Source organism: Sphingobium aromaticiconvertens (assembly GCF_037154075.1).
Taxonomy (GTDB): Bacteria; Pseudomonadota; Alphaproteobacteria; order Sphingomonadales; family Sphingomonadaceae; genus Sphingobium; species Sphingobium aromaticiconvertens.
Genome location: NZ_JBANRJ010000001.1, coordinates 166,143 through 188,618 on the forward strand (window position 1 = coordinate 166,143; position 22,476 = coordinate 188,618).

Below are 22,476 nucleotides of genomic sequence, written 5' to 3' on the forward strand. Positions count from 1 at the left end.
CGTCACGCCGCCACCTCTTGCAAAAGTCCCGCGATCTCCGCCTCCAACGCCTTCAGCTCTGCGTCGATCTCGCCCAGCGGGCGCGGCGGGGTATACCGGTAGAAATAGCGGTTGAAGTTGATCTCGTAGCCGACGCGGCCAATTTCGCGATCGCGGGCGTCACGGTAGAATTCGTCCACCCAGGCATCGGGAGCGAAGGGCGCCACCTCGCGAGTCACATACTCGCGCCAATCCTCTTTCAGCGGCACAAGCTCGTGGTCGCGCAAGTCGGTATCTGGTTGGGGATTGCCGTCCTTGTCGGTGCAGATGTCAGCTTCCTCGTCACGCTCGGACAGTGCCGTAAGGATCGCCTTCTTGACCGGCCCGGCGATCTTCACGCCCTCGGCTTTGAGCGCCTTGGCCAGTGCCTTCTCGAAGGCGTTGCGGTTGGTGAAGAGCGCGTCGCCCATCGCCAGTAAGGCGACCTCGATCTCTTCCCGCTCCTCTTCAGGCAGGCGCGCATACACCTTCTCATCGGCAAGGCGAGCGATGCGTTCCTGACTCGCCTGAAAATTCAGGCGCAACGGACGTTCGACGCGGATTTCCCGATAACCGAAGTCGGTAACGTCGAAAATCTTGGCGACATCGCCTTCGCCGCTACCGCCATTCAGGAAGCCCTCGTAGATGTGCACGATGTCGGCGCGTCCCTTTTCGGAAATTTCCCGCCGCTTGGAACCAAGCGACTTGCGCATGGAGCGCCAGAACCGCTCGCCGCTGGCGTTGATCAACTGCACCTTACCCCGGCGATTGGCGGGTTTGCGGTTGGTCAGCAACCACACATAGGTCTGGATGCCGGTGTTATAGAACAGGTCGGTCGGCAGGGCGACAATCGCTTCGACCCAATCATTCTCGAACATCCATCGGCGGATTTCGCTTTCACCGGACCCGGCTCCGCCCGTGAACAGGGGCGAGCCGTTCATGACGATGCCGATGCGCGAGCCGATTTCATCATCACGCATTTTCGAGATCATGTGTTGCAGGAAAAGAAGCTGGCCATCGGAGATGCGCGGTGTCCCCGCGCCGAAACGGCCATCGAAGCCCAAGCTGTCGGCTTCGCCCTTGATCGCGTCTTGATACTTTTTCCAGTCCACACCGTAGGGCGGGTTGGACAGCATGTAGTGGAATCGCTTGTCCTTGTGGGCGTCCTGCGTGAGCGTGTTGCCGAAGGCGATCTGCTCGGGATCGTGGCCCGTCACGAGCATGTCGGATTTGCAGATGCCGAAGGATTCGCCGTTCAATTCCTGCCCGAACAATTCGACGCGGATTGAGGGGTTGAACTCCTGCAAGGCGGCTTCGGTGAGCGCGAGCATACCGCCCGTGCCGCAAGCCGGATCATACACCTGTCGGATAATGCCGCGCCCGGTCAGCTTGGTGTCGTCGTTGGCGATCAGCAAATCAACGATCAGGCGGATCACTTCGCGCGGGGTGAAGTGCTCACCCGCCGTCTCGTTGGAGATTTCCGAGAAGCGGCGGATCAGTTCCTCGAAGAGATAGCCCATCTCGATATTGCTGACGACATCGGGGTGCAGGTCGATCTCGGTGAAACGCTCAAAGACGTTCCAGAGGATGCCGCCCTCCTTGAGCCGCTTGAGTTGGTCGGTGAACAGGAACTTGTCGAGGAAGATGTCGCGGACATTGGCCGAAAACTTGGTGATATAATCGACCAAGTTGGCGTGAAGCTGGCCGGGGTCTTGGCCCTTGAGGGTGGCCAGCGTGAAGCGGGACAGGTTGTAAACCTTCACATTGCCGCCCGCCGCGCCGAACAGGATCATATCCTGTGTGGCCTCGTCCACACCATCAGGCAAAGTTTCTGCAGCCTTGAGCACGGCCTCCTTCGAGCCTTCAAGAATGCAATCGAGGCGACGGAGAACTACGAATGGTAGAATAACCTTACCATATTCTGATTGCTTAAAGTCCCCTCGCAAAATTTCTGCGATTGACCAAGCAAAGCTGCTGAGCCGCTGAACGGCAGCATTATCATACGGCATTGTTATTCCCCGGTTTCGTACTGGCCGACTGCCGATGAGGTACAGACTCCTCCGACAGACGATTATATTCTTCGATGCTGAGAACCACGACTACCGCGCGATTGTGCTTCTCAATCACAACGGGTTCGTGACGGGCAAGATCAATGAGATGACCGAAGCCGTTTTTCGCTTCGGCAGCCGATAGTCGCTTCATGATCCCTGCCCCCTCCATTGGCAATATGTCCAAATTAGCCAATTTTGGCAATGGAATAATCGTCAGACAGAATGTGCCAAATCGCTAAGGGTGATGGGGCGATTCCTCGATTACCGCCCACTGCTGTCCGCGTAGGTTCCTAATAACACGAATCTGACGCGGGTTCCTGAACACACGAACGACGCAGGGCTGGCCGTATCGGAAACGCGAACCGGCACGAAGCCCGGTGTGTGAAAACACGAACGCCGGGTTCCTAAGGTCAAGATACAGAGCCTTCCCCCACGTTTTGCCCGTTCTGGGCTTCAGTTATCGCAGGCAGATTCGTGGTTTCACACACCGGCCCGGACCCTTGGTAACTGAAAGCACGAATTCCGCCGGGCTTTCTCCATCACAATTCCAGTCCCGCGCTCCGGCCCTTCCGCACCTTTCTAGGCCGCTCTGGCGTTCTTTCCTTTGGCGTCAGCCCCCTCGGCGCGCTCTGCGCCCTGCTGACACCCCTACTGGCTGCTCCCGTTTGCCTGATCGCCTCAAGCAGCGGATCGGAAAAGGTGGTGCGGATGCCATGAACGCCTGCGAGCTGGGCCACGTCGCGCCGGAATTCTTCGCTCCCTCGCACGTCCAGCGTCTGCCCATCGAACCTGTCAGCGGCCAATGCCAGGGCGACGAACGCCGCGCCGATTGTTGCTCCGCTCGCCTGCACATGGCTGGCCCGGTCCACGACAAGGCCACCGTCCGCCGTCCGGTAGGACATAGCGCCGTTCTTGCTAGCGACGGCCTTTAAGCTGTCGAGAATGATGATCTTAGCCCTGTCGGCCCGCTCGGCGGTCAGAAGGTCACCACGCACCTTTTCGGCGCGTTCGGCTCTCGACCGCAAAACGCCCAACGCCTCGACGTCGCCAACCTCGGCACGGGCAGCGAGCCAATCACTCCAGATAGGCAAGGTCGTGGCCCCGATTAATGCCTTCCGCTTCGCTGCTGCTATGCTGGCGATCTCGGCCCGCCGGGCATTCGCCTGTGTCGATATGGTCGCGCCTATCGTGCGCCGGGCAAGGCCACGGGCGGCGACCCTCGCAATTGCCCGCTGGGCTGCACACCAATGGAGCAGCGCGCGCCGCCGCTCGTCGCTCTCGCTCCGGATCGCAGCTAAGCCGCCCCTACGGGTAGCGATGGCGGCCTGACGCTCCCGCTGATACTCAGTGAACAGATTTACGCTCGACGGGTGCCGGTGCCGTGGTCCCGGCGTGTAGCCCTGCCGCGCTGACCGGGACTGGCTTTGATCGGCCTCGTACAGCCCCAGCCGGTCGGTCAGCGCCTTGGCCGATAGATCGCGGCCCGCATCGCTGGCCTTGCACCAAACCCCTTGCCGGGCATCACCGATAACAAAACCTGCGCCACGCGGTTTGATCTGCAAACCATGCTCGGACATCGCTGTATGAAGCTCCTGCCAACTGGCCGCCGCCCGTATCGCCGGGGCCACGGTGCGCGTGATATGGCTCGCAAGGCTTTCGACGCCTGCATGGGCCTCCATGTCACCGATCCGATCAACGCGGCTCCGATCTGACCGGGCATAGGCTTTCCCCTCGGTTAGTCCGTGATTGGTGTGGGCGAGTCCGTGCTTGATTTCTAGGCGCTCGCACGCCTCCATAAGCCGCTGCTTGTCATAAAATGGCTCGATGTTTTGCAGGCCGGTCGGGTGAACCTTGCTGATGGCGACATGGACATGCAAATGATCCGTGTCCTGATGCACCGCGCTAATGCGATGATGGTCGGCAAAACCGATGGCCGCGCAAAGCTCGTCCTCGATGGCGTGCAGCACCTCTAGCGGCGGCTGTTCTCCCGGCGGGAAACTGAAAACGAGGTGATAGGTCTTGTTGGCCTTGCTGCGCGTATTGGCCGCCTGCATGGCCTCAATGATCGTCGTGGCCTGCGCCGGGTCATCGGTTCCGCAATTCGTGACGCGGTAGGTGGCGACCTTCTCGCCCTGCGTCGTCGTCTTTTTGGTGTCGAGAATATAGTCGGCGGTGCGCGCCCAGCTTTCCGGTTCGATCCCCCCTTGCGCCGCCACCATGTAACGGACAAGCCGCGCCGGACTGGACGTGCCTTTGGTCCGGGCAATGCGCTTGGCGATCATTTGAGCGCCCGTCGCATGGTGGCCGATAGCTCGGTTTGAAGCTCCCGAAATTCGTTCATCATTTTTTCGACCTCGGCGGGCTTCGCACCAAACCCGCGCCAATCGGCTAACCACAATTTCAGCAGACCAGCGACCCGGCCCAAATCGCCATTAACCCGCCCAAGGTCAGCAACGGCTTTTAGGTCATAGACGGACCGGACCGGATGATTGAGGCCCGCCGCCCGCAAATAGGCGGACTGTGACATGCCCGTCTGCGTGGCGCGGGCGGCGATCTCGGCGCGCTCCTCGTCCGTCGCCCACACCTTTACCGGCGTTCCGCGTGGCCGGGTATTTTCCTTTTTGGTGCTGTCACTCATGCGCCGTGCGCCTCCTTCCGGTTCCGTCGCGGCGGCGACCGTGAGCCTCGCAGAGCAAGATTCCGTCGAGCCGCAGGCGAGTAAGAGACTGCATTGTGGGTCCGCGTGACTTCGCCGCGTGGGCCTACAATGCACATCTTGCCGTCTGCATGAATGCAATTCTATGCGAAGGTCTGCAATTTAAGCAATAGAGAAGTTGATTTTCAAACTTATGCGGAGTTTTGCAGAGTTTTGCATTATGTATCGCGTATGTTCGCGCATAATCGTATATCCTCGCGCATGATCGCGCATGGATATATATTTATAGTCTCCAGACTATATTTTGGATTGTGCAATCCAAAGCGTGAATGGTCTAATTCTATTCTTGCAAAAACTACCTAATCACCAATACCTTAAACCTCTGATGCATCAAAATGAGGATTAGGGAATGGCACGGAAAAACCTCAACGACCGACGAGCGGCAGCGCGGCGGGAGCTTGAGGAAGCCCAAGCGAAATTCGCCAAGCTGCAAAATGAGGCGGCAGCGCGAATTGGCAAATTGGCCGTCAGGACAGGTCTGACTGATCTCGATCTATCCGATGACGAAATCAAATCAACATTCGAGGGAATAGTCGCCCGCAAGGAACAGGAGAATATCTTATGAAAGTCAAACGCCGAATATCGGAACTAAGGCAATCCATTGTCGCCGTTCAGAGCGAATTGGGCAAAGGTCATATTACTGATGCCCAAGCCCTTGCCGCCGAGATTGACCGCGCGCTTGAGGAATGGAGCTTCGATCTGATGCGCATCCCACCCGATGAGCGGCAAAGCTACCGCTCACCAAACGCATATTATCACCACTGATTTTCAGAGCCGGAGATATTATTGTGACCAAGACATTGCGCTATCCGCTTTTCGCTACCGCGCTGGCCCTTTCGGTCGGCGGCGCTCTGCACACGTCGCCCGCATTGGCGCTGACGATCTATTGCACCAACTGCTCTACGACCTTCCAACAAGCCATCCAGACGGCCAAGGAAATTGAAACGGCGCTTAGCACTGCTGCCACGCTACAGAACCAAATCCAGCAATATAACGACATGCTCAAGCAGGGCATTTCCCTGCCATCGAGCATGTTCAACCGCATGACCGGCGATCTGCAACAACTTCAATCCCTGTATCAGCAGAGCAAGGCGCTGTCGGGCGGATTGACCGATTTCGATACGCGGTTCCGCAACCAATTCAGGGACTACGGCAGCTATTTGGCGCAGAGCGGCAAAAGCTCGTCCTACATGGCCGACAATTACCGGCGGTGGAATGAACAGGGGTTCGACTCCATGCGCGTTGCGATGCGCTCGGCAGGCATGAACGTGTCGTCAATCGCGGACGAAGATGCGGTTATGGCGCAACTGGTCCAGCGCTCGCAGACGGCACAAGGCCGTATGCAGGCGATTCAGGCAGGCAACGAAATTGCAGCCCAGCAGGTCCAGCAGATGCAGAAGCTGCGTCAGCTTATGAACGCGCAAATTCAGTCGCAAAGCCAGTGGTATGCGCAGCAGCTCGAACGCCAAACGGTCGATGATGCCGGTCGTCAACAATTCTACTCGGTGAAGTCCCGCCGAGGTGGCTCCAAGGAGTTCTAATCATGATGATTTCGAAAGCGATCCTGATCGCGATCATCGCCGTCTCTGGTGCAATGGGTGCGTTGGCAACTTCCTTGGTGGTGTCTCGTCCTTCCGACGTCGATTGCGTTCCAACCATGCAAGACGGGACTGCCTTTCAGCCAAACGTCAAATCGAGACGTGGCGGCGCGGTGGAGTTCTAATCATGAAAAGGGCAATGATCTTTGGTGCTGGGTTCCTCCTTCTGGCCACGGCCGGGGCGGGGGAAGCTCTTGCACAAACTGGCGCTTTGCAGGAGCCGGATACGGCAATTCAAGGCCTTCTGCTAATGATCCAAAATTCGGCAAATAGCTGGGACGGACGACTGCAAGGTTACGCAACATCTCTATTCTGGTCACTTGCTGCAATTCAATTCGTGATTACGTTCTTTCCGTTAGTCATGAAAAACGCCGACTTTGGGGAAATTGTCGGTGAGCTTGTCCGTAGTGTTCTAGTGATCGGCTTTTTTGCTGCTCTACTCATGTATTCACGCGATTGGGCAAGTGCGATTGTCGATAGTTTCCGGGAAGCCGGAGCACAGGCGTCTGGTTTGGGCAAAGGCCTTAAACCCGGTGACATGTTTGCAACGGCGGTGAATCTCGCCGAGACAATGTCTCCGGCTACATGGAACCCCATCACGGCGGTTGGCATTGCCCTATCCGCACTTCTGGTTCTGCTTTGCTTCGCCTTCATCGCCGCGTTCATGTTCGTAACGCTCGTTGAATCCTATATCGTCATCAATGCATCGGTCCTGTTCATGGGCTTTGGCGGTTCGCAATGGACCCGTGATTATGCGTTGGCGATCCTGCGTTATGCGGTGTCGGTCGGCGCAAAGCTGTTTGTGCTAACTCTGATCGTCGGCCTCATCGTCCAGTCAGCAGCCCAATGGAAGGCGGCCTATACCGCCGACAATGCTTCCATGCTGACCATGGTCGGCCTCGCTTTGGTGTGCGCCTATCTGGCGAAAACCATCCCTGACCTTATTCAGGGCCTTATCGGCGGCGTTTCTCCGAGTGGTGGTGGAACGATCGGCTCCATGGCAGCAATGGCGCTTACTGGCGGCGCCGGCCTCGCTGTTGGTGCTACTGCTGCTGCTGCAACGGGTGCGGCGAGTGCTGCTGGAGGAGGCGCGGCGGGTGGTGCGCCCTCCGGTGGTCTTGCTGGCCTCCTGAACAATAGCATCATGGGTGCGGGCCGGGCCGGGCCCGCCGGTGGCGTTTCCGATGGCATATCAGCGGCGGCGCGCTCTGCGGGGCAACGAACTGGCGGCGGTGCATCCACTAGCCCGACAAATCGTGCTGGCGGCGCAAGCGCAGCGTCACAAGCCATAAAACACGCGACCAACACGGATGAGGGCAAAGGCACCGCGCAAAAGGAGCATGATAGCAACGCCGGGGCCTCTGGTTCTGGATCGGTGAACACCAAAACGGTAGATTCTGCCGCAAGCGGATCTACCGTGGGGTTGGCAACCAGCCTTTCCGCAGTTGGTCGAGGGTTGGGGGTGATGTCGGCCATATCCGTGCCCGGCATGGAAAACGCTGCTTATGCTGGCTCGCCCGCCCCTTCCTCCCCACTGGAAGCCCCGTCATCAGACGATTTAAAGGGCGAGGCGGCTCCCCCTGATCCGGTGAACACCATTCAGCCCGCCGCCGATCAATCTCTTCCCACGAAAGCGGCCATGCCGCCAAAGGAGTAACCATGTCCAATCTTGTTTCCTTCCTCGTTCAGATGACCTTGTTCTCCGTGCTGTGCGTGACGCTGCTGGTCATCTTCTATCACCTCGTTCATTGGCTTCGCGAACGTGGCCACGGCCCCAAGCTGGATGCCTTTGCCAACTGGCACGCGCGGGCGTCGCGGCAAGGCGCTATCCATGCGCTGCGAACCTTGCGAGGTATCCATTCGATGCCATTCTATGGATCGCGGAAGCAGCGGGAAACTTTCGACATGATGCTGGTGCGAGTGCAGCGAGAAGATGACCCCCGGCAATGACACCTGACGGCCCCGCACATGATTGCGGGGCCATTTTCGTATAAGATCAGAGCCATGACCGAACATAAATTCAACCGCTACGATTCCGCCGACTATCTCGACAGCGAGGCGACCATTGCCGCTTATCTCGATGCAGCGAAGGGCGAGGGCGGCGACGATCCGGCCTATATGGCGCATGTCCATGGGGTCGTAGCCAGAGCGCGCGCCAGCACCGGGGCAACCTCAACCGCAAGCGAGACGGAGCCGAAACCCTCTAACGGTTGAAACTAATCCCATCTTGATTGATTTTCTGGCCCGCGCGCTCTGCTCGCGGGCCGCTTTGGTCACAGGAGCCGTTTTCCGGCCACAGAGCGTTCGACACCCCTTCCCTCTGATTGTGCGCTGTGCGGCCTTCCTGCGGCTCCTGACGGTGGTTTCGCGTTCCGCTACGGCCTTGCTTCATTTTGGTGCCTGTCACGGTTTGTCCTGGGCGTTGTCGTCAGTCTGACTCGATAGGCGACCGGTTGTCCGACAGTGGGCGGCACTATAGCCGGTGGGAACCGGCAGCGCCTCGGCTCTAAGTTAAAATATATAGGGTTAAAACGCGCGCGCGCGTTACACTCTCAAAAGCTGCTAAAAAATCATTCTACTATAATGAGTTGCAGAATCGTCCTGCACCTAAAAGCACGAAATGGGGTGCACCTAAAAGCACGTGCCCACGCGCGGGTAAGTGCACCTAAAAGCACGAAACGACTCGCAGCTTGAATGAGTTATCCACAGGCCGCCGTTTGCCCGTGAAATTTGCGCTTTAGCTACAGGCGCGACGTTTCCGCGCTTTCCGTGCATGGGCCTTCTCATGCGCAATCACTGGCGCGTGAGGGCGTCCAGCCAACATATCCTTGGCCTCAGCCACCCGGCCTTTCGGGCCATAGGCGTAGAACGTAACCATGTCCCGTGCCGGATCGTAGGACATCAGGTAATCAGGCAAATGGCCGGACTCGACCAGCGCTCGCACGTCTTCACGAAAGTTGCGCAGCGGTGATGCGCTGCCACTCTTATGGTGGAGCACTGCCAGTGAGATTCGCCAGTTTGGTTGTGTGCCGCAGTGCTTCCGCGCCAACTCGTAGATGCGCCTCTCCAGCGGCTTCCGCAGGCGGAAGTAGTCGCGGTTCAAGGTTAGCACGTGCATAGCTTCAACGGACCGGAACAACCAGTCTGGCAACGTCACCTCGACAGCAACCATACGGTTGCTACGGTCGTGCTCGACTACCTTGGCAGAGTCCACAAGTCCGAAGAAGCCCCGTTCGCGCCTGCCTGCCGTTTCAATGTTTGTTTCAATGCGCGTCCCGGTAAGCCGTGCCAGCATCTCACCCATTCGGATATAAGCCCGACCGCTCGTGTCGCGGTTTGTGGCGCGGAGGAAATCGTAAGCTTTGAAGCGCACCACGCGCGAGACTTCCTGCCCCGCGTTCCTCGCCTCGATCATCTGGCTGATGCAGTAAATCCACAAATCCTTGTCGTGGATGGTTGCGCAGCCATCATGACCGGGCTTCACGGTGACGGTGCAGCCGTTGCGCTCGTAGGTTCTAACGCGGCTGTCGCCAGCTTTCAGCGCGAATAGCGGATGCTCCATGCTGGCCATATCACCCTTGGGTGCAGCGTCCAGTATGTCGGCTACGAAGAAATCACATTGCGAGGTGCGGTTCGGCGCAAGGCGGGGCGTTCCCTTGCGCGCTATGCTCTGCCCCGCAGGCCTGCCATCAGCTATGCCTTCATACGGATCAGCCCGCGAAAGTTCCGGTGCCCGATTGGTGAAGGCCGCTAGCTCGTGGACCGCCACGACTTAATTTCCAGAAGCCGAGCAACTAGCCAAAATACTACGGCTCAGGCAGCAATGCCGGGGCGTGCGGCTTGAGCGCCTGATGCCTTGCGCGCTTCAATCCATTCTTCGATCTCGGCCAAATCCCACGCGACACTGCGGCTCGTGAGGGCGATGCGGCGGGGGAACTCTCCGCGCTGCTCCATGTTATATATCGTCCGCTCGGCCAGCGGGATCATGGCGTGGAGTTTCTTGCGGTTGATGAGTGTCCTATTCATCGGCAATGGCACGTTCCGGCCCCTTTCAGTCACTTGCAAAGCTGTGCCTGATGGTGCCCGCCAATTCAGGTTGTGTCGGTCGAATAATTGGCTAAAATGGTTGACATGCACATTCCCTCAATCGCCATCTGGGAGGGTTGCGATCCGACAGTATCCGCCGCGATCATGCGGTTTCAGGATCGTTGGCGGCCATCCTCCGGCGACAAACACAGTGTTCGACTAATAGAGGAACTCGTTGACCCTGCCGTTTCGGCATACACGGCGGTGCTTCCACAGCGATACTTGAACTACGTCCCCGGCATCGCGACGGGAGCAGGCTTTGGTAAAATCGTTCAGTTGGTGGGGTTGGACGCGACAGCCCGTCAGCAGCGCAGATTGCTGATGGCATTTACCTCTACGGAGGACAGACGATCCGCAATGGACGAGCGGTTTGTCGCGACGCTCGAATCTCTGATTGGGTTAGTCGGTGCCTGCGTCCGAAAGCGGCCAACTAAAGCCAAGGTGCGCGATACGCGCTTGAATAGGAGGCGCGTGGAAGGGTTCTGCCGGTGTTGCGGTGCACTGGCGGAGTTGCCTGCATTTTCAGAAGGAAGCGATAGCCCCAAGGCGGATGATCCAGAGGACAAGCTGCGGCTTATACCAAGGGGCGCTGGTTCTGACTCACGTTTGAGATTCCCAAGAGGCTGAAATTATGATTCGACATTGCAGGCACAAGGAGGCTTGCGATGGCGGCGGCGATTGGGGTTCGAACTGACTACACATCAACGGATTTGCGTGGCTTTGCCCGACGATGCGGTGATGGGGACCAGGTGCGTCGTTTATTGGCGGTGGCTCTGATCCTGGACGGCGGGAACCGTAGCGATGCAGCGAAGTTTGCCGGGGTGACGCTGCAAATCGTGCGCGACTGGGTCGTGCGGTTCAATGAGGGCGGCCCTGACGGTCTGGCAACGCGCAAGGCCCCCGGACGGACGTCGATCCTGAACGACGAACAGCGCGCCAAGCTTGCCGAAATCGTCGAGACAGGGCCTATCCCGGCGGCGCATGGTGTCGTGCGCTGGCGTCTATGCGATCTGGCGCAGTGGATCCGGGACGAGTTCCAATTGTCGGTCACGCGTCACACGCTTGGAAGAGAGCTTCGCGCGCTGGGGTATCGCAAGATCACGGCGCGGCCCCGCCACCGTGGCCAGAAACCCGATGATATCGCCATTTTTAAAAAGAGTTCGCTGCCTGTCTGGAGCAAATCAAACGAGGCCTCCCGAAAGGCACGCCCCTAGAATTATGGTGGCAAGATGAAGCCCGCATCGGTCAGCAGACCAAGCTCACCCGGCGCTGGGCAAAGCGCGGCACCAGACCCTCAGCGCCAAAAGACCAACGGCGATCATCGGCCTGGCTCTTTGGGGCGATTTGCCCCGCAGAAGGCAAAGCAGCAGGCATCGTCATGCCCAGGTGCAACAGTGAGGCAATGAGTATGCACCTTGACGAAATTGCCTTCCATGTCGCGCCCGGTGCTCATGCCGTGTTGCTTCTCGATCAAGCCGGATGGCACGGCTCTGCAGAACTCGTCGTTCCGCCCAACATCACTCTGATGCCGCTGCCGCCCAGATGCCCTGAGTTGAACCCGGTCGAGAATGTCTGGCAATTTATGCGAGACAACTGGCTCTCAAACCGCATCTTCAATTCTTACGACGATATCGTCGATCACTGCTGCTACGCCTGGAACAAGCTCGCAGAACAGCCTTGGCGCATCATGTCCCTGGGACTACGTCAATGGGCACATGGGTTCTAATCAATGCACATTGGTATTAGTAGCCTATACTGCTCAAATCATCGGCCCAAATTGCCGAACGGGGAATGGAACCCCGCATATCGAAAAGCGAAACGATCACTATCGCACTTCGACCTCGAGCTTGCCAGAATTAGTCTGCAATCCGCGCAATTGAAGGCGGTTCACGCGCAATCAGGCGATCCGCTGGTGGACAGCTATATCTATCACTACGTCCGCAAATATGGATTTCAGCCAGCGGACGAAGCGGAAATGCGCCATCATGCGCGATGGATGGCCGACAAGAAATTTTCTGATCGAAAGAAGCAAATAGTGATGCTTGTGCGATATGGCGTAAGTCAGTCAGAAATAGCAAGAAAGCTTGGGGTCGAGCGCCAAGCGGTATTCAAGGCCCTAGCGTCCATTCCAGCGGAGTTTCGTCAACTTCCTATGCTATCCGGCTTTCCGTCCTGTTTTTTGATGTGAACAAAAAGCCTAATCTTCGCTCCTACTTGCAGGCCGCATCCGCCCAAGCGTCCATTCGTCGATCATATCCGCCCAGTCTTGCAGCATCGCCGTGCGTTGCTCGCGGTATTCGGCCTTGTTGTAGACGGCCCTGACGCCCCTCTGCTCGTGCGCAAGGCACTTTTCTATCCAGTCAGTGTTGTAACCCGCTTCGTGCAGAAGCGTGCTGGCCGTGCGCCGCAAATCGTGCGGGCCGAACTTGCCGAGCGGCTTTCCTTCCTTTTGGGCGAGCCTGTATGTCTGCGTCAATAGCCGGTTAAGCGTGGCACTGCTCATGGGTTCGTCGGAATCATAACGCCCCGGCAACACATAGTCTGATCCGCCCGCAAAGGTTTTCAGAGCAATGAAGATGTCCAGCGCCTGTCTGGATAGGAACACCAAATGCGGATTACGCCGCTTCATCCGTTCTTTCGGGATCGTCCAGAGTGCCTTGGTGAAATCGACCTCATCCCATTTCGCGTTGGTCAGTTCGCCCTTGCGCACCATGGTCAGCAGCAGCAGCTTGGCCGCTGCCCGGAAGGATGGCGCGGTGCCGATCCGTTCCATATATTGATACATCAAGCCGATTTCATCGGGCGTTAGGGCGCGGTCGCGCGGCTCGAATTTGGCGATGGTTGTCGGGCGGACCAGTTCTGCCGGGTTCTCGACCTTCTGGCCGCGCTCGATGGCCCAACGATAAACCTGGAAAACAACTTCACGGCTATGCACTGCCGTCGCCGGTGCGCCCCGCTCCACGATAGTATCGGTCAGCGCGCGCAAATCCTCATGGGTGATTTCTGCCAGCTTCTGATTGCCGAATTTCGGCTTCAATTCGCGCTCGAAAACCGAACGGCGCATATCACGCGTGGAATCGGCCATCTGGTAGCCGCGCAGCCATTTTTCGGCCCATGCTCCAAATGTCTCGGCATCCTTGACGCGGGCCTTGTCCCTCGCCTTCTCCTTGGCAGGCGACTTCCCTGCCGCAACCATCTTCTTGGCTTCGCCCAACCGTTCACGGGCTTCCGCTAAAGTGATGCCGCCAACGCCGTAGCGGCCGAAGGTGACGGTCTCCTGCCTGCCGTGGATGGCGTAGTTATACCGGAACGAGATCGACCCGGCGGGCGTGACAGCCACATAGAGGCCGTCGCGATCATTCACCTTGTAAAGCTTGTCCGTTGGCCTGAGGTTCCGCAGCTTGGTATCGGTCAGCATGGCCCGCGCGTTTCTCCGTTTGAAATACCATGCTCAAAAGGATCAGGAATATCGCCATAAATGCATTTAATGTCAGTGATTTATCTGAACATAATACCATGACGCCCTTTCTGAAGGCAGCATGGTATCACGCCTTCAGCATGGCATCATGATAAACGATGCCATTCGCCATGCCATAAAAAAATCGTGCTTGCCGATGCAAGTCCGTTCCAGAAGATGCCAGACCAAACAAAAGGGAAAGCGCGCATTTCTGCGGGCTTGATCGGTCCTTAGTGCCTATTGGTGCCAGCCTATGCCGGACGCCCCATCATTCCCACTCGATCGTCCCGGGCGGCTTCGACGTATAGTCATAAACCACCCGATTGATGCCCTTCACCTCGTTGATGATGCGGGTCGCAACGCGACTGAGGAAAGCCGCATCAAAGGGATAGATGTCCGCCGTCATGCCATCGGTCGAGGTTACAGCCCGCACGGCGCACACGCTGTCATAGGTGCGATGGTCGCCCATCACCCCGACCGTGCGGACCGGGAGCAGCACGGCGAAGGCCTGCCAGATCGCGTCATAAAGACCCGCGTTGCGGATTTCCTCCAGATAGACGGCATCTGCCTTCCGCAAGATGTCGCAACGCTCCTTGGTGACTTCGCCGGGGATGCGGATGGCGAGGCCGGGGCCAGGGAAGGGATGACGTCCCACAAAAATATCGGGCAATCCCAACTCTTTGCCCAGAACGCGGACCTCATCCTTGAAAAGCTCGCGCAGTGGCTCGACCAGCTTCATGTTCATGCGTTCGGGCAGGCCGCCGACATTATGATGGCTCTTGATCGTGACGCTGGGTCCCCCAGTGAAGGACACCGATTCAATGACGTCGGGGTATAGCGTCCCCTGTGCCAGAAAATCGGCGCCGCCGATCTTCGCGGCTTCCTCTTCGAACACGGCGATGAATTCACCGCCGATGAATTTGCGCTTCTTCTCCGGGTCGGTGAGGCCCGCAAGGCCGCCCAGGAAGCGTTCTTCCGCGTTCACATGGACCAGCGTGATGCCATAATGTTCGCGGAACAGAGAGACCACCTGCTCCGCCTCGCCCAACCGCATCAGGCCATGGTCGACGAACACGCAGGTCAACTGGTCGCCAATCGCCTCATGGATCAGCACGGCGGCGACGGCGCTGTCAACGCCGCCGGACAGGCCGCAGATCACGCGCCCCTTGCCCACCTGCGCACGGATTTCGGCAATCTTCGTCTCGCGGAATTCGGCCATCGTCCAATCCCCGGCAAGGCCGCAGACATGGCGCGCGAAATTGGCGATCAGTTTGCCACCATCGGGGGTGTGAACCACTTCAGGATGGAACTGGGTGGCGTAGAAGCGCTTGGCTTCGTTGGCGGTGACGGCGAAGGGCGCACCCTCGCTGGTGGCGACAACCTCAAACCCCTCGGCGAGTTGCGTCACCTTGTCGCCATGGCTCATCCACACTTGATGCCGGTCGCCGGGCTGCCACAGGCCGTCGAACAGGGCGCAATGTTTGTGCACCTCGATGAAGGCGCGGCCGAACTCGCCGCTCTCGCCGCCTTCCACATTGCCGCCCAGTTGCTGCATCATCGTCTGCTGACCATAGCAGATGCCGAGGATCGGGATGCCCGCATCAAAGATCGCCTGTGGCGCGCGGGGGCTATCCTCCCACATGACCGACGATGGACCGCCGGAAAGGATGACGCCCTTGGGCTGCATCCGCGCAAAGGCTTCGGCGGCGGTGTTGAACGGGGCGATCTCACTATAGACCCCCGCTTCGCGAACACGGCGGGCGATCAACTGCGTCACCTGGCTGCCGAAGTCCACGATGAGGATGGAATCCTGAATGGGCAGCGTCATCGAATCGCCTCTTGTCGTTAAGCCTGTATGGCTAGGGGGATGCCCGCGCGGTTAGTCGGATGGGGCGGGAATGTCCAGCGAAGCGGCGGGCCGCGACACGCCAAGGCCCAATAGCGCGCCCAGACCAAGGACCAACGCGGCGATGAAGAAGGCGCTGCCGATCCACGGCAAAAACGGATTGGTCCCGACCGACAGCGCATAGACGCCGCCAAAGAAGAGGGGCGACAGGATGCCCGCGATCGACCCCACACTATTGTTCGCGCCCTGAAGCTGGCCCTGTTCCGATTCGGAAACCCGCACCGTCATCAACGACTGGATGGTGGGCATGGCCAGACCCCAAAGCGCATTGGGCAGCATCGCCGCGACGAACAGCCAGCCCGTCGGCGCCAAGCCCATGCAGGCAATGCCGACCGCGCCAAAGCCAAGGCCCGTCACCATCGTCCGCCGATCGCCGAGACGCTTCACCACCGGTCCCACCAGCAGGCCCTGCACGCCCATGTCGAGCAGCCCGACCATCGCCAGCAACGTCCCCACCTGCCATGCTCCCCAGCCATAGCGATCGCCTGCATAAAGAACGAAGACCGCCGAAAAGAGATGATGAGAGAAGTAGAGCAGGAAATTGACGATGGTGAGGCGGGAAAGATCCGGGTGCGAGCGCAGCAGGGTGAGCGCGCCAAAAGGATTGGCGCGGCTCCAGGCAAAGGCCATGCGCCGCTCGGGCGGCAAGGATTCGGGCAGGACGAACAGCCCATAAAGGAAAGCCAGACCGCTCAGCCCCGCCGCCGCCCAGAAAGGCGCCCGTAACGAAATCTCGCCCAGCACCCCGCCCAGCAGCGGCCCGGCGACAAACCCTGCGCTGAATGCCGCGCCGACCAGCCCATAGCCGCGCGCGCGTTGATCGGGCGGAGTGATGTCGGCCATATAGGCAAAGACGGTGGTGAAGCTGGACGAGGTCACCCCGCCCAGCATCCGGCCCACCGCCAGCCACCAAAGGTTGGGCGCCAGCGCCATCAAGATGAAGTCGGCGGCCAGTCCCCCGACCGACAGCAGGATGACGGGCCGCCGGCCGAACCGGTCGGAGAGCGACCCGATGATCGGCGAACAGACAAATTGCATCATCGCCCACAGCGCGACGAACAGGCCGTTCCACAGCCCCGCCGCACTGCTGGAGCCGGACAACCGTTCGATCAACTGGGGCAGAACCGGAATGATGATGCCCATCGACATGATATCGAGCAGCGCCGTCACCAGGATGAAGGCAATCGCCGCCGGGCGGCGATGCGGGACAGGCGCGGGCATCAATATCTCCAGCGGAACGATCGACGCGAGGGGTAGCGAGCGATGACCGAGGTGGCAAGGCCGCCGGTCAGTCGACCTGTTGCGCGATCGCTTCTGCTATCTGCGCTGCCGCGGCGTCGGGCATGATCGTGCTCGTGTCGATCGTGATCGCGGCAACGGGCATGGCCTCCATGCAGGCCGCGAAACCGGCGCGCAGTTCACGCAGCAGCTCTGCCGACCGCAGCTTGCCGAATGCCGCCCGGTCAGCGCTGACGATGCGGCGCTCCTGCTCATCGGGATCAAGCGTCAGCGACACGAACATAACCGCTCCGCCTGCCGCCCTGACCATCGCGGCAACACGCGCTGGGAAATCGGACGCAACCGTGGGTTCGGGAGCGAAGGTGAAGATCAGGGCCCGCCCGGCCGCTATGGCCGATCCGATCATTTCCATCCAGAACGCCTCGCGAAGCCGGACAAACTCATCCGACCCGAAAGGGAAGACCGCGCCGACCGCATCCACGATCAGATGGTTGTGGAACAAGGCAAAGCCGGTGCGGGCACTCAGCGCTCTTGCGACCGTCAGCTTACCGGCGGCCGCCTGACCGTAGAGGAAAATCAAATGCATGGCATGAAACTAACCATGCGGCGGGCGCTTTGCCAGCGCGAAGCGAACCCTAGCGAGACACCATATCGCGGCTGAGATAGACATCCGCCACCCGGCCATCCTTCACCGTGCAGGTGAAGCGGCGGGTCGTGCCGCTGGCGTCCCGATAGGCCGCGCGGGATTCGACCTCGCCGTCAATATTATAGCCACCGTCGATCATCCGTGGCTCGTCCATCCGGCGCACCTCTGCATAGCCGCCATTGGCGGATGCCTCCTGACGCGCGGCATCGGCGCAGGCATTGGCGAACTGGTCCGCACTGCCATCATCGACGCTGTCATTATGGGTCGCTTCGACATCCGATCCATAGTCCGTGCCATCCACCGGCGGCAGCACGTCCGTATCCAGCCCCCGGTCGCGCGGCGCTTTGCCCTGCGTTGCCTTGCGGTCCTTGGACATGGAGGAGGCGACGATCGCCACGGCACCGACCAGCGCGGCAATACCAACCGCATCGCCAAATCCAAAGCCGTCGCGATCATGGTGCCGGTAGCGGTCATGATAGCCGCCATAACCATAGCGCGGGCGCGCCTCCGCTGAACCGATGCTGCCAATGACCAGCGCTGCACCCAGCAGCGAACCCATCATCCAACGCATCTTGCCCATCATGATTTCCTGCTCACGCCATGTTGAAAAGAGCCTTAGCAGCGACAGGCTGTCGCGCGGCTGAACGCATCAACGCCCTTGCTGACGGATCGACAGCCCGGTGAAGCGCGCGGCGAAGGCATAGCTATCGACATATTCGTCGATCACCTTGTCGGTCGGCTTGCCCGATCCATGACCCGCGCGCGTCTCTATGCGGATCAGGTGCGGCCGTTCGCCCAGATCAGCGCTCTGTAGCGCGGCGGCATATTTGAAGCTGTGGCCGGGCACCACCCGATCATCAGTGTCGGCCGTCGTCACCAGGATCGCGGGATAATCCTTTCCGCCCGCTATGTTGTGATAGGGCGAGTAACTGTAGAGCAAGTGGAAATCCGCTTCCTTTTCCGGTGATCCATAATCATCGACCCAATAACGCCCGGCGGTGAAGCGGTCGAACCGCACCATGTCCATCACACCCACCCCCGGCAGCGCAGCAGCGAAAAGGTCAGGCCGCTGGTTGACGACCGCGCCGACCAGCAAGCCACCATTCGACCGCCCCTCGATCGCCAGGCCGTTCGCCGTCGTATAGCCATTGGCCTTGAGGAACTCGCCCGCCGCGATGAAATCGTCGAACACATTCTGCTTGTTCGCAAGGCGACCCGCATCGTGCCACGCCTTCCCATATTCCCCGCCGCCGCGCAGGTTGGCGATCGCATAGACACCGCCTTGCTCCAACCAGGCGAGCCGCGTCGCGGAGAAACCCGGCGTCATCGAGATATTGAAGCCACCATAGCCGTAGAGGATCGTGGGCGCGGGCGTGGCGCTAGTAGCCAGGCTTTTCTTGCGGATGACGAACATGGGCACTTTCGTTCCGTCCTTCGACGGGTAGAAGATCTGCTCGGTCGCGAAATCGTCGGGATTGAAGGCCAGCTCCGGTTGGGCAAAAATCGCTGCGGTGCCGGTCGAGGTGTCGTACCGATAGATGGTGGTCGGCGTCGTAAAGCCCGAAAAGGCGAAGAAGGTTTCCGGGTCACCGGTCTTGCCACCGAAACCCGCCGCCGTGCCGACGCCGGGCAGCGGCACATCGCCGATCTTGCGCCCATTCAGCTCCACCAGTTCCGCAACGGTGGCCGCGTCGCTCATATAGGCGAGGATCAGCCGGTTGCCGACCATCGAGCCACCCGCCAGCGTATCGGCGCGCTGGGGTACGATCTCCACCAAGCGCGCACGCGGACGGGCCGCATCCAACGTCACCACCCGCTGCCGCGGTGCGCGCTTATCGGTGACGAACCACAGCGTCGTCCCCCGGCTGCCGATCAATTTCCATTGATTGTCCAGCCCACGCACGAGCGGGCGCGGCTGTATCGGTCCGCCGTCGAGCGCGGCGACCAGCACTTCGTAGCGGGGATCGGTGCCCAGATGCGAGGTGATGATCAGCCATTGGCCATCGTCCGTGACCTGGGCGTTATGGCCCAGCTTCGGCCGATCCGGCGTGGCATAGACCAGCTGGTCCTGAGCCTGAGGCGTGCCAAGGTGATGATAATAGATTTGTTGATTTTCATTCGTGCTCTGGAAAGCCTCTCCCTCGACCGGCGCGGCGAAGCGGGAATAGAAAAAACCTTCCCCCGTTCGATCCCAGCTCAAGTCGGAGAATTTCACCCAGGCGATCGTCTCGTCGAGCAGCTTGCCGGTACCGACATCCAGCACATGCAGCGTGCGCCAGTCGGTGCCGCCGTCCTGCACCGCATAGAGGAGATGTCGTCCCGTGGGAGATGGCCGCCATTCGGCTAGCGCTGTAGCACCGTCCTTCGCCCAGTCATTGGGGTCAACCAGCAGCCGCTGCTTACCCGTCAACCCTTCGCGCATGAACAGCGGCGTCTGGTTCTGAAGACCGCTATTATAGCCGTAGAAATAGCGGTTCCCCGCCTTGCGCGGGATCGTATAGCGCCCGTAGTCATATAGCGCCTGCATCCGCCTACGCAGCGTCTCGCGCTCCGGCAGGGCGTCCAGATAGGCGCTCGTCACCTTGTTTTCCGCCGTCACCCAGTCACGCACCGCCGGATCGACGCGAACGTCATTTTCCAGCCAGCGATAAGGGTCGGCCACCTTCGTGCCAAAATGATCCTCGACGATGTCCAGGCGCTGGGTGACGGGATAGCGCAGTCTGACCTCCGCAGGGGTGATGAGTGTCGCGTCAGGAGTGACGGCTTCGGGGCTGGCCGTTGCGCAAACCGGACAAAGGGCAAGCGTCGCCAGCGTCAGCAGCGCGAAATGGCTGCGGTCGAAAAACATCGGCACCCTCTCTCGACTATCGTCCTGGAGAAGACCCGCTCCGGTCGCATCACACCGGCGGCTCCAGATTTTTGATTACGGCGATTTCCCGGCTGCCGGATGGAAGCATCCCGTTGGAAAATCATCCCAACTATAGCGCAGAGGGCATAAAAAAACAGGCCGTAGCTGGGTTCAGCCACGGCCTGCCATCAATATTTCTGCGGACCCGCTTTACGGGCGCAACCTGTCGATCAGGCCGCTTCCAGCTCGTCCTCGTCAGCGTTCTGGACCGGACCCGAATCCTGGCCCTTTGCCGAAACGTCACGGTCGACCAGCTCGATGATCGCGATCGGCGCGGCGTCCGAAGCGCGGATACCAGCCTTGATGACGCGGGTGTAACCGCCGTTGCGATCCTTGTAGCGCTCGGCCAGAATCTCGAACAGCTTGATCAACTGCGCGTCGTCCTTCAGGCGCGCGTCGGCCAGACGACGGTTGGACAGGCCACCCTTCTTCGCCAGCGTGATCAGCTTCTCGACGTAGGGACGCAGTTCCTTCGCCTTGGGCGTGGTGGTGGTGATCTGCTCATGCTTGATGAGCGACGCCGCAAGGTTGCGCAGCAGGGCGGTACGATGGCCCGATGCGCGCTGAAGCTTACGCTGACCCATTTTATGACGCATGATACTATCCTTCGTTCGTTAAGGGGCCGTTTAAGGTACCCCAGACCAGGCAGCATTTGAGGGGTGCCGCTCAAATCCCCATAAGGAACCGGGTCAGGGCTGGACCCTGACCCGAACCTTTTTAACCCAGCAGCTCTTGTTCGAGCTTCTTGGCCATTTCCTCGATATTCTCCGGCGGCCAGCCAGGGATGTCCATGCCCAGGCGCAGACCCATGGACGAGAGCACTTCCTTGATCTCGTTCAGCGACTTGCGGCCGAAATTCGGGGTACGGAGCATCTCGGCCTCGGTCTTCTGGACCAGGTCGCCGATGTAGATGATGTTATCGTTCTTGAGGCAGTTGGCCGAGCGAACCGACAGTTCCAGTTCGTCCACCTTCTTGAGCAGATAGCGGTTGATCTGGTTCGTGTCGCTCTCGCCTTCCGAAGCCGAAGCAACGGCATGACCACCCGACGACGGCGCGGCGCTGGGCAGCGCGTCCTCGAAGTGAACGAACAACTGGAGCTGGTCCTGCAGAATGCGAGCGGCATAGGCCACCGCGTCTTCCGGCGTGACGGTGCCATCGGTCTCAACGGTCAGCGACAGCTTGTCGAAGTCCAGTTCCTGGCCGACGCGGGTGTTGTCCACCTTATACGCCACCTGACGAACAGGCGAGTAGAGCGCGTCGATCGGAATCAGGCCGATCGGCGCATCCGCCGGACGGTTGGCGACGGCCGGAACATAACCCTTACCGATGTCGGCAGTCAGTTCCATGTTGAGCGTCGCGCCCTGATCGAGATGGCAGATGATGAGATCGGGGTTCATCACCTCGATATCGCCAACAACGGCAATGTCGCCAGCCTTCACCACGGCCGGGCCGGTGGCAGAGAGCTGAAGCCGCTTGGGGCCTTCGCCTTCCATCTTCAGCGCGACCTGCTTGATGTTGAGGACGATGTCGGTCACGTCCTCACGCACACCGGCAAGGCTGGAGAATTCGTGCAGCACATTCTCGATCTTGATCGAGGTGACCGCCGCGCCCTGGAGCGAGGAAAGAAGAACCCGGCGCAGCGCGTTGCCCAGCGTCAGGCCGAAGCCGCGCTCGAGCGGCTCAGCAACGAAGGTCGCCTTGCGCTTGCCATCGCCCGACGACTTGATGTCGAGGACGCTGGGCTTCTTCAATTCCTGCCAGTTCTTCATGTTGACAGTCATGTAATTCCCCTGGGGATGTGGTCGGATCGTCTGTTGGAACCTTCAGACTGATCCGGCCGATGCAGATTG

At 59.7% G+C, this 22,476-nt stretch carries 23 protein-coding genes; 9 read left to right on the top strand and 14 right to left on the bottom strand.

The window, feature by feature from the left end:
* Window positions 1-2: 2 nt before the first annotated feature.
* The 4 genes from WFR25_RS00875 to WFR25_RS00890 all read right to left on the bottom strand — a co-directional run bounded on the left by WFR25_RS00875 (window position 3) and on the right by WFR25_RS00890 (window position 4,707).
* A complete protein-coding gene (locus WFR25_RS00875) occupies window positions 3-2,027 on the bottom strand; it encodes a type I restriction-modification system subunit M (protein ID WP_336967645.1) in 2,025 nt (674 codons plus the stop codon).
* Window positions 2,017-2,220, bottom strand: a complete 204-nt coding sequence (locus tag WFR25_RS00880; protein WP_336967647.1) for a type II toxin-antitoxin system Phd/YefM family antitoxin — start codon at window positions 2,218-2,220, stop codon at window positions 2,017-2,019. Before WFR25_RS00880 ends, WFR25_RS00875 begins: the two co-directional genes overlap by 11 nt.
* A gap of 388 nt (window positions 2,221-2,608) precedes the next feature.
* Window positions 2,609-4,351: a TraI/MobA(P) family conjugative relaxase gene (gene traI / locus WFR25_RS00885; protein ID WP_336967649.1), complete on the bottom strand. Its 1,743-nt coding sequence runs from the start codon at window positions 4,349-4,351 to the stop codon at window positions 2,609-2,611.
* Window positions 4,348-4,707, bottom strand: a complete 360-nt coding sequence (locus WFR25_RS00890; RefSeq protein WP_336967651.1) for a plasmid mobilization protein — start codon at window positions 4,705-4,707, stop codon at window positions 4,348-4,350. The genes traI and WFR25_RS00890 overlap by 4 nt, the downstream gene beginning before the upstream one ends.
* A 427-nt stretch (window positions 4,708-5,134) precedes the next feature.
* Here WFR25_RS00890 and WFR25_RS00895 point away from each other — a divergent pair, with 427 nt between their 5' ends.
* From WFR25_RS00895 to WFR25_RS00925, 7 genes are read left to right on the top strand one after another with little or no spacing between them, the layout of a single operon-like run.
* On the top strand, window positions 5,135-5,350 hold the full coding sequence (locus WFR25_RS00895) for a TraC family protein (protein ID WP_336967654.1): 216 nt from the start codon (window positions 5,135-5,137) through the stop codon (window positions 5,348-5,350).
* Complete coding sequence (locus WFR25_RS00900) at window positions 5,347-5,550, top strand: hypothetical protein (protein WP_336967657.1); 204 nt, start codon at window positions 5,347-5,349, stop codon at window positions 5,548-5,550. Before WFR25_RS00895 ends, WFR25_RS00900 begins: the two co-directional genes overlap by 4 nt.
* Window positions 5,551-5,573: 23 nt before the next feature.
* Window positions 5,574-6,326 (top strand): P-type conjugative transfer protein TrbJ, encoded by a 753-nt coding sequence (gene trbJ, locus WFR25_RS00905; RefSeq protein ID WP_336967660.1) that lies wholly within the window; start codon window positions 5,574-5,576, stop codon window positions 6,324-6,326.
* A 2-nt stretch (window positions 6,327-6,328) separates the two neighbouring features.
* The gene (locus WFR25_RS00910; protein WP_336967662.1) at window positions 6,329-6,508 is read left to right on the top strand and encodes a hypothetical protein; all 180 of its coding nucleotides are present in this window, start codon (window positions 6,329-6,331) and stop codon (window positions 6,506-6,508) included.
* A 2-nt stretch (window positions 6,509-6,510) separates the two neighbouring features.
* The gene (gene trbL / locus WFR25_RS00915) at window positions 6,511-8,040 is read left to right on the top strand and encodes a P-type conjugative transfer protein TrbL (RefSeq protein WP_336967665.1); all 1,530 of its coding nucleotides are present in this window, start codon (window positions 6,511-6,513) and stop codon (window positions 8,038-8,040) included.
* Between the two features lie 2 nt (window positions 8,041-8,042).
* On the top strand, window positions 8,043-8,333 hold the full coding sequence (locus WFR25_RS00920) for a hypothetical protein (protein WP_336967668.1): 291 nt from the start codon (window positions 8,043-8,045) through the stop codon (window positions 8,331-8,333).
* A gap of 54 nt (window positions 8,334-8,387) precedes the next feature.
* The gene (locus WFR25_RS00925) at window positions 8,388-8,597 is read left to right on the top strand and encodes a helix-turn-helix domain-containing protein (protein WP_336967670.1); all 210 of its coding nucleotides are present in this window, start codon (window positions 8,388-8,390) and stop codon (window positions 8,595-8,597) included.
* Between the two features lie 523 nt (window positions 8,598-9,120).
* Here WFR25_RS00925 and WFR25_RS00930 read toward each other — a convergent pair.
* Both WFR25_RS00930 and WFR25_RS00935 read right to left on the bottom strand, forming a co-directional pair.
* On the bottom strand, window positions 9,121-10,152 hold the full coding sequence (locus WFR25_RS00930) for a replication initiator protein A (RefSeq protein ID WP_336967671.1): 1,032 nt from the start codon (window positions 10,150-10,152) through the stop codon (window positions 9,121-9,123).
* 44 nt (window positions 10,153-10,196) lie between these two features.
* Window positions 10,197-10,409, bottom strand: a complete 213-nt coding sequence (locus WFR25_RS00935) for a helix-turn-helix transcriptional regulator (protein ID WP_419723123.1) — start codon at window positions 10,407-10,409, stop codon at window positions 10,197-10,199.
* A gap of 725 nt (window positions 10,410-11,134) precedes the next feature.
* On the opposite strand from WFR25_RS00935, the gene WFR25_RS00940 reads away from it, so the two are divergent.
* Both WFR25_RS00940 and WFR25_RS00945 read left to right on the top strand, forming a co-directional pair.
* Window positions 11,135-12,195, top strand: a protein-coding gene (locus WFR25_RS00940; protein ID WP_419723124.1) for an IS630 family transposase whose coding sequence is annotated in 2 segments (ribosomal slippage) — window positions 11,135-11,653 and window positions 11,656-12,195 — 1,059 coding nt in all. Because the reading frame shifts where the segments join, the coding sequence is not laid out codon by codon here.
* Between the two features lie 186 nt (window positions 12,196-12,381).
* Complete coding sequence (locus tag WFR25_RS00945; RefSeq protein WP_336967674.1) at window positions 12,382-12,657, top strand: hypothetical protein; 276 nt, start codon at window positions 12,382-12,384, stop codon at window positions 12,655-12,657.
* 9 nt (window positions 12,658-12,666) lie between these two features.
* Here the strand turns inward: WFR25_RS00945 and WFR25_RS00950 are convergent, their stop codons facing one another.
* From WFR25_RS00950 to WFR25_RS00985, 8 genes are all read right to left on the bottom strand, one after another.
* Window positions 12,667-13,887, bottom strand: coding sequence for a tyrosine-type recombinase/integrase (locus tag WFR25_RS00950; protein ID WP_336967676.1), 1,221 nt, complete (start codon window positions 13,885-13,887; stop codon window positions 12,667-12,669).
* Window positions 13,888-14,194: 307 nt separating this feature from the next.
* Window positions 14,195-15,754 carry a glutamine-hydrolyzing GMP synthase gene (guaA, locus tag WFR25_RS00955; RefSeq protein ID WP_336967678.1) on the bottom strand — a complete coding sequence of 520 codons (1,560 nt, stop codon included), beginning with the start codon at window positions 15,752-15,754 and terminating at the stop codon, window positions 14,195-14,197.
* Window positions 15,755-15,805: 51 nt separating this feature from the next.
* A complete protein-coding gene (locus WFR25_RS00960; RefSeq protein WP_336967679.1) occupies window positions 15,806-17,053 on the bottom strand; it encodes a TCR/Tet family MFS transporter in 1,248 nt (415 codons plus the stop codon).
* Window positions 17,054-17,120: 67 nt separating this feature from the next.
* Window positions 17,121-17,657 carry a P-loop nucleotide/nucleoside kinase family protein gene (locus tag WFR25_RS00965; RefSeq protein ID WP_336967681.1) on the bottom strand — a complete coding sequence of 179 codons (537 nt, stop codon included), beginning with the start codon at window positions 17,655-17,657 and terminating at the stop codon, window positions 17,121-17,123.
* Between the two features lie 49 nt (window positions 17,658-17,706).
* Window positions 17,707-18,300: a hypothetical protein gene (locus WFR25_RS00970; RefSeq protein ID WP_336967682.1), complete on the bottom strand. Its 594-nt coding sequence runs from the start codon at window positions 18,298-18,300 to the stop codon at window positions 17,707-17,709.
* Between the two features lie 66 nt (window positions 18,301-18,366).
* Window positions 18,367-20,565, bottom strand: a complete 2,199-nt coding sequence (locus tag WFR25_RS00975; protein WP_336967683.1) for a prolyl oligopeptidase family serine peptidase — start codon at window positions 20,563-20,565, stop codon at window positions 18,367-18,369.
* Window positions 20,566-20,795: 230 nt separating this feature from the next.
* Window positions 20,796-21,221: a 50S ribosomal protein L17 gene (rplQ, locus tag WFR25_RS00980; protein ID WP_336967685.1), complete on the bottom strand. Its 426-nt coding sequence runs from the start codon at window positions 21,219-21,221 to the stop codon at window positions 20,796-20,798.
* Window positions 21,222-21,342: 121 nt separating this feature from the next.
* Window positions 21,343-22,407, bottom strand: coding sequence for a DNA-directed RNA polymerase subunit alpha (locus WFR25_RS00985; protein ID WP_336967688.1), 1,065 nt, complete (start codon window positions 22,405-22,407; stop codon window positions 21,343-21,345).
* Window positions 22,408-22,476 lie beyond the last annotated feature (69 nt).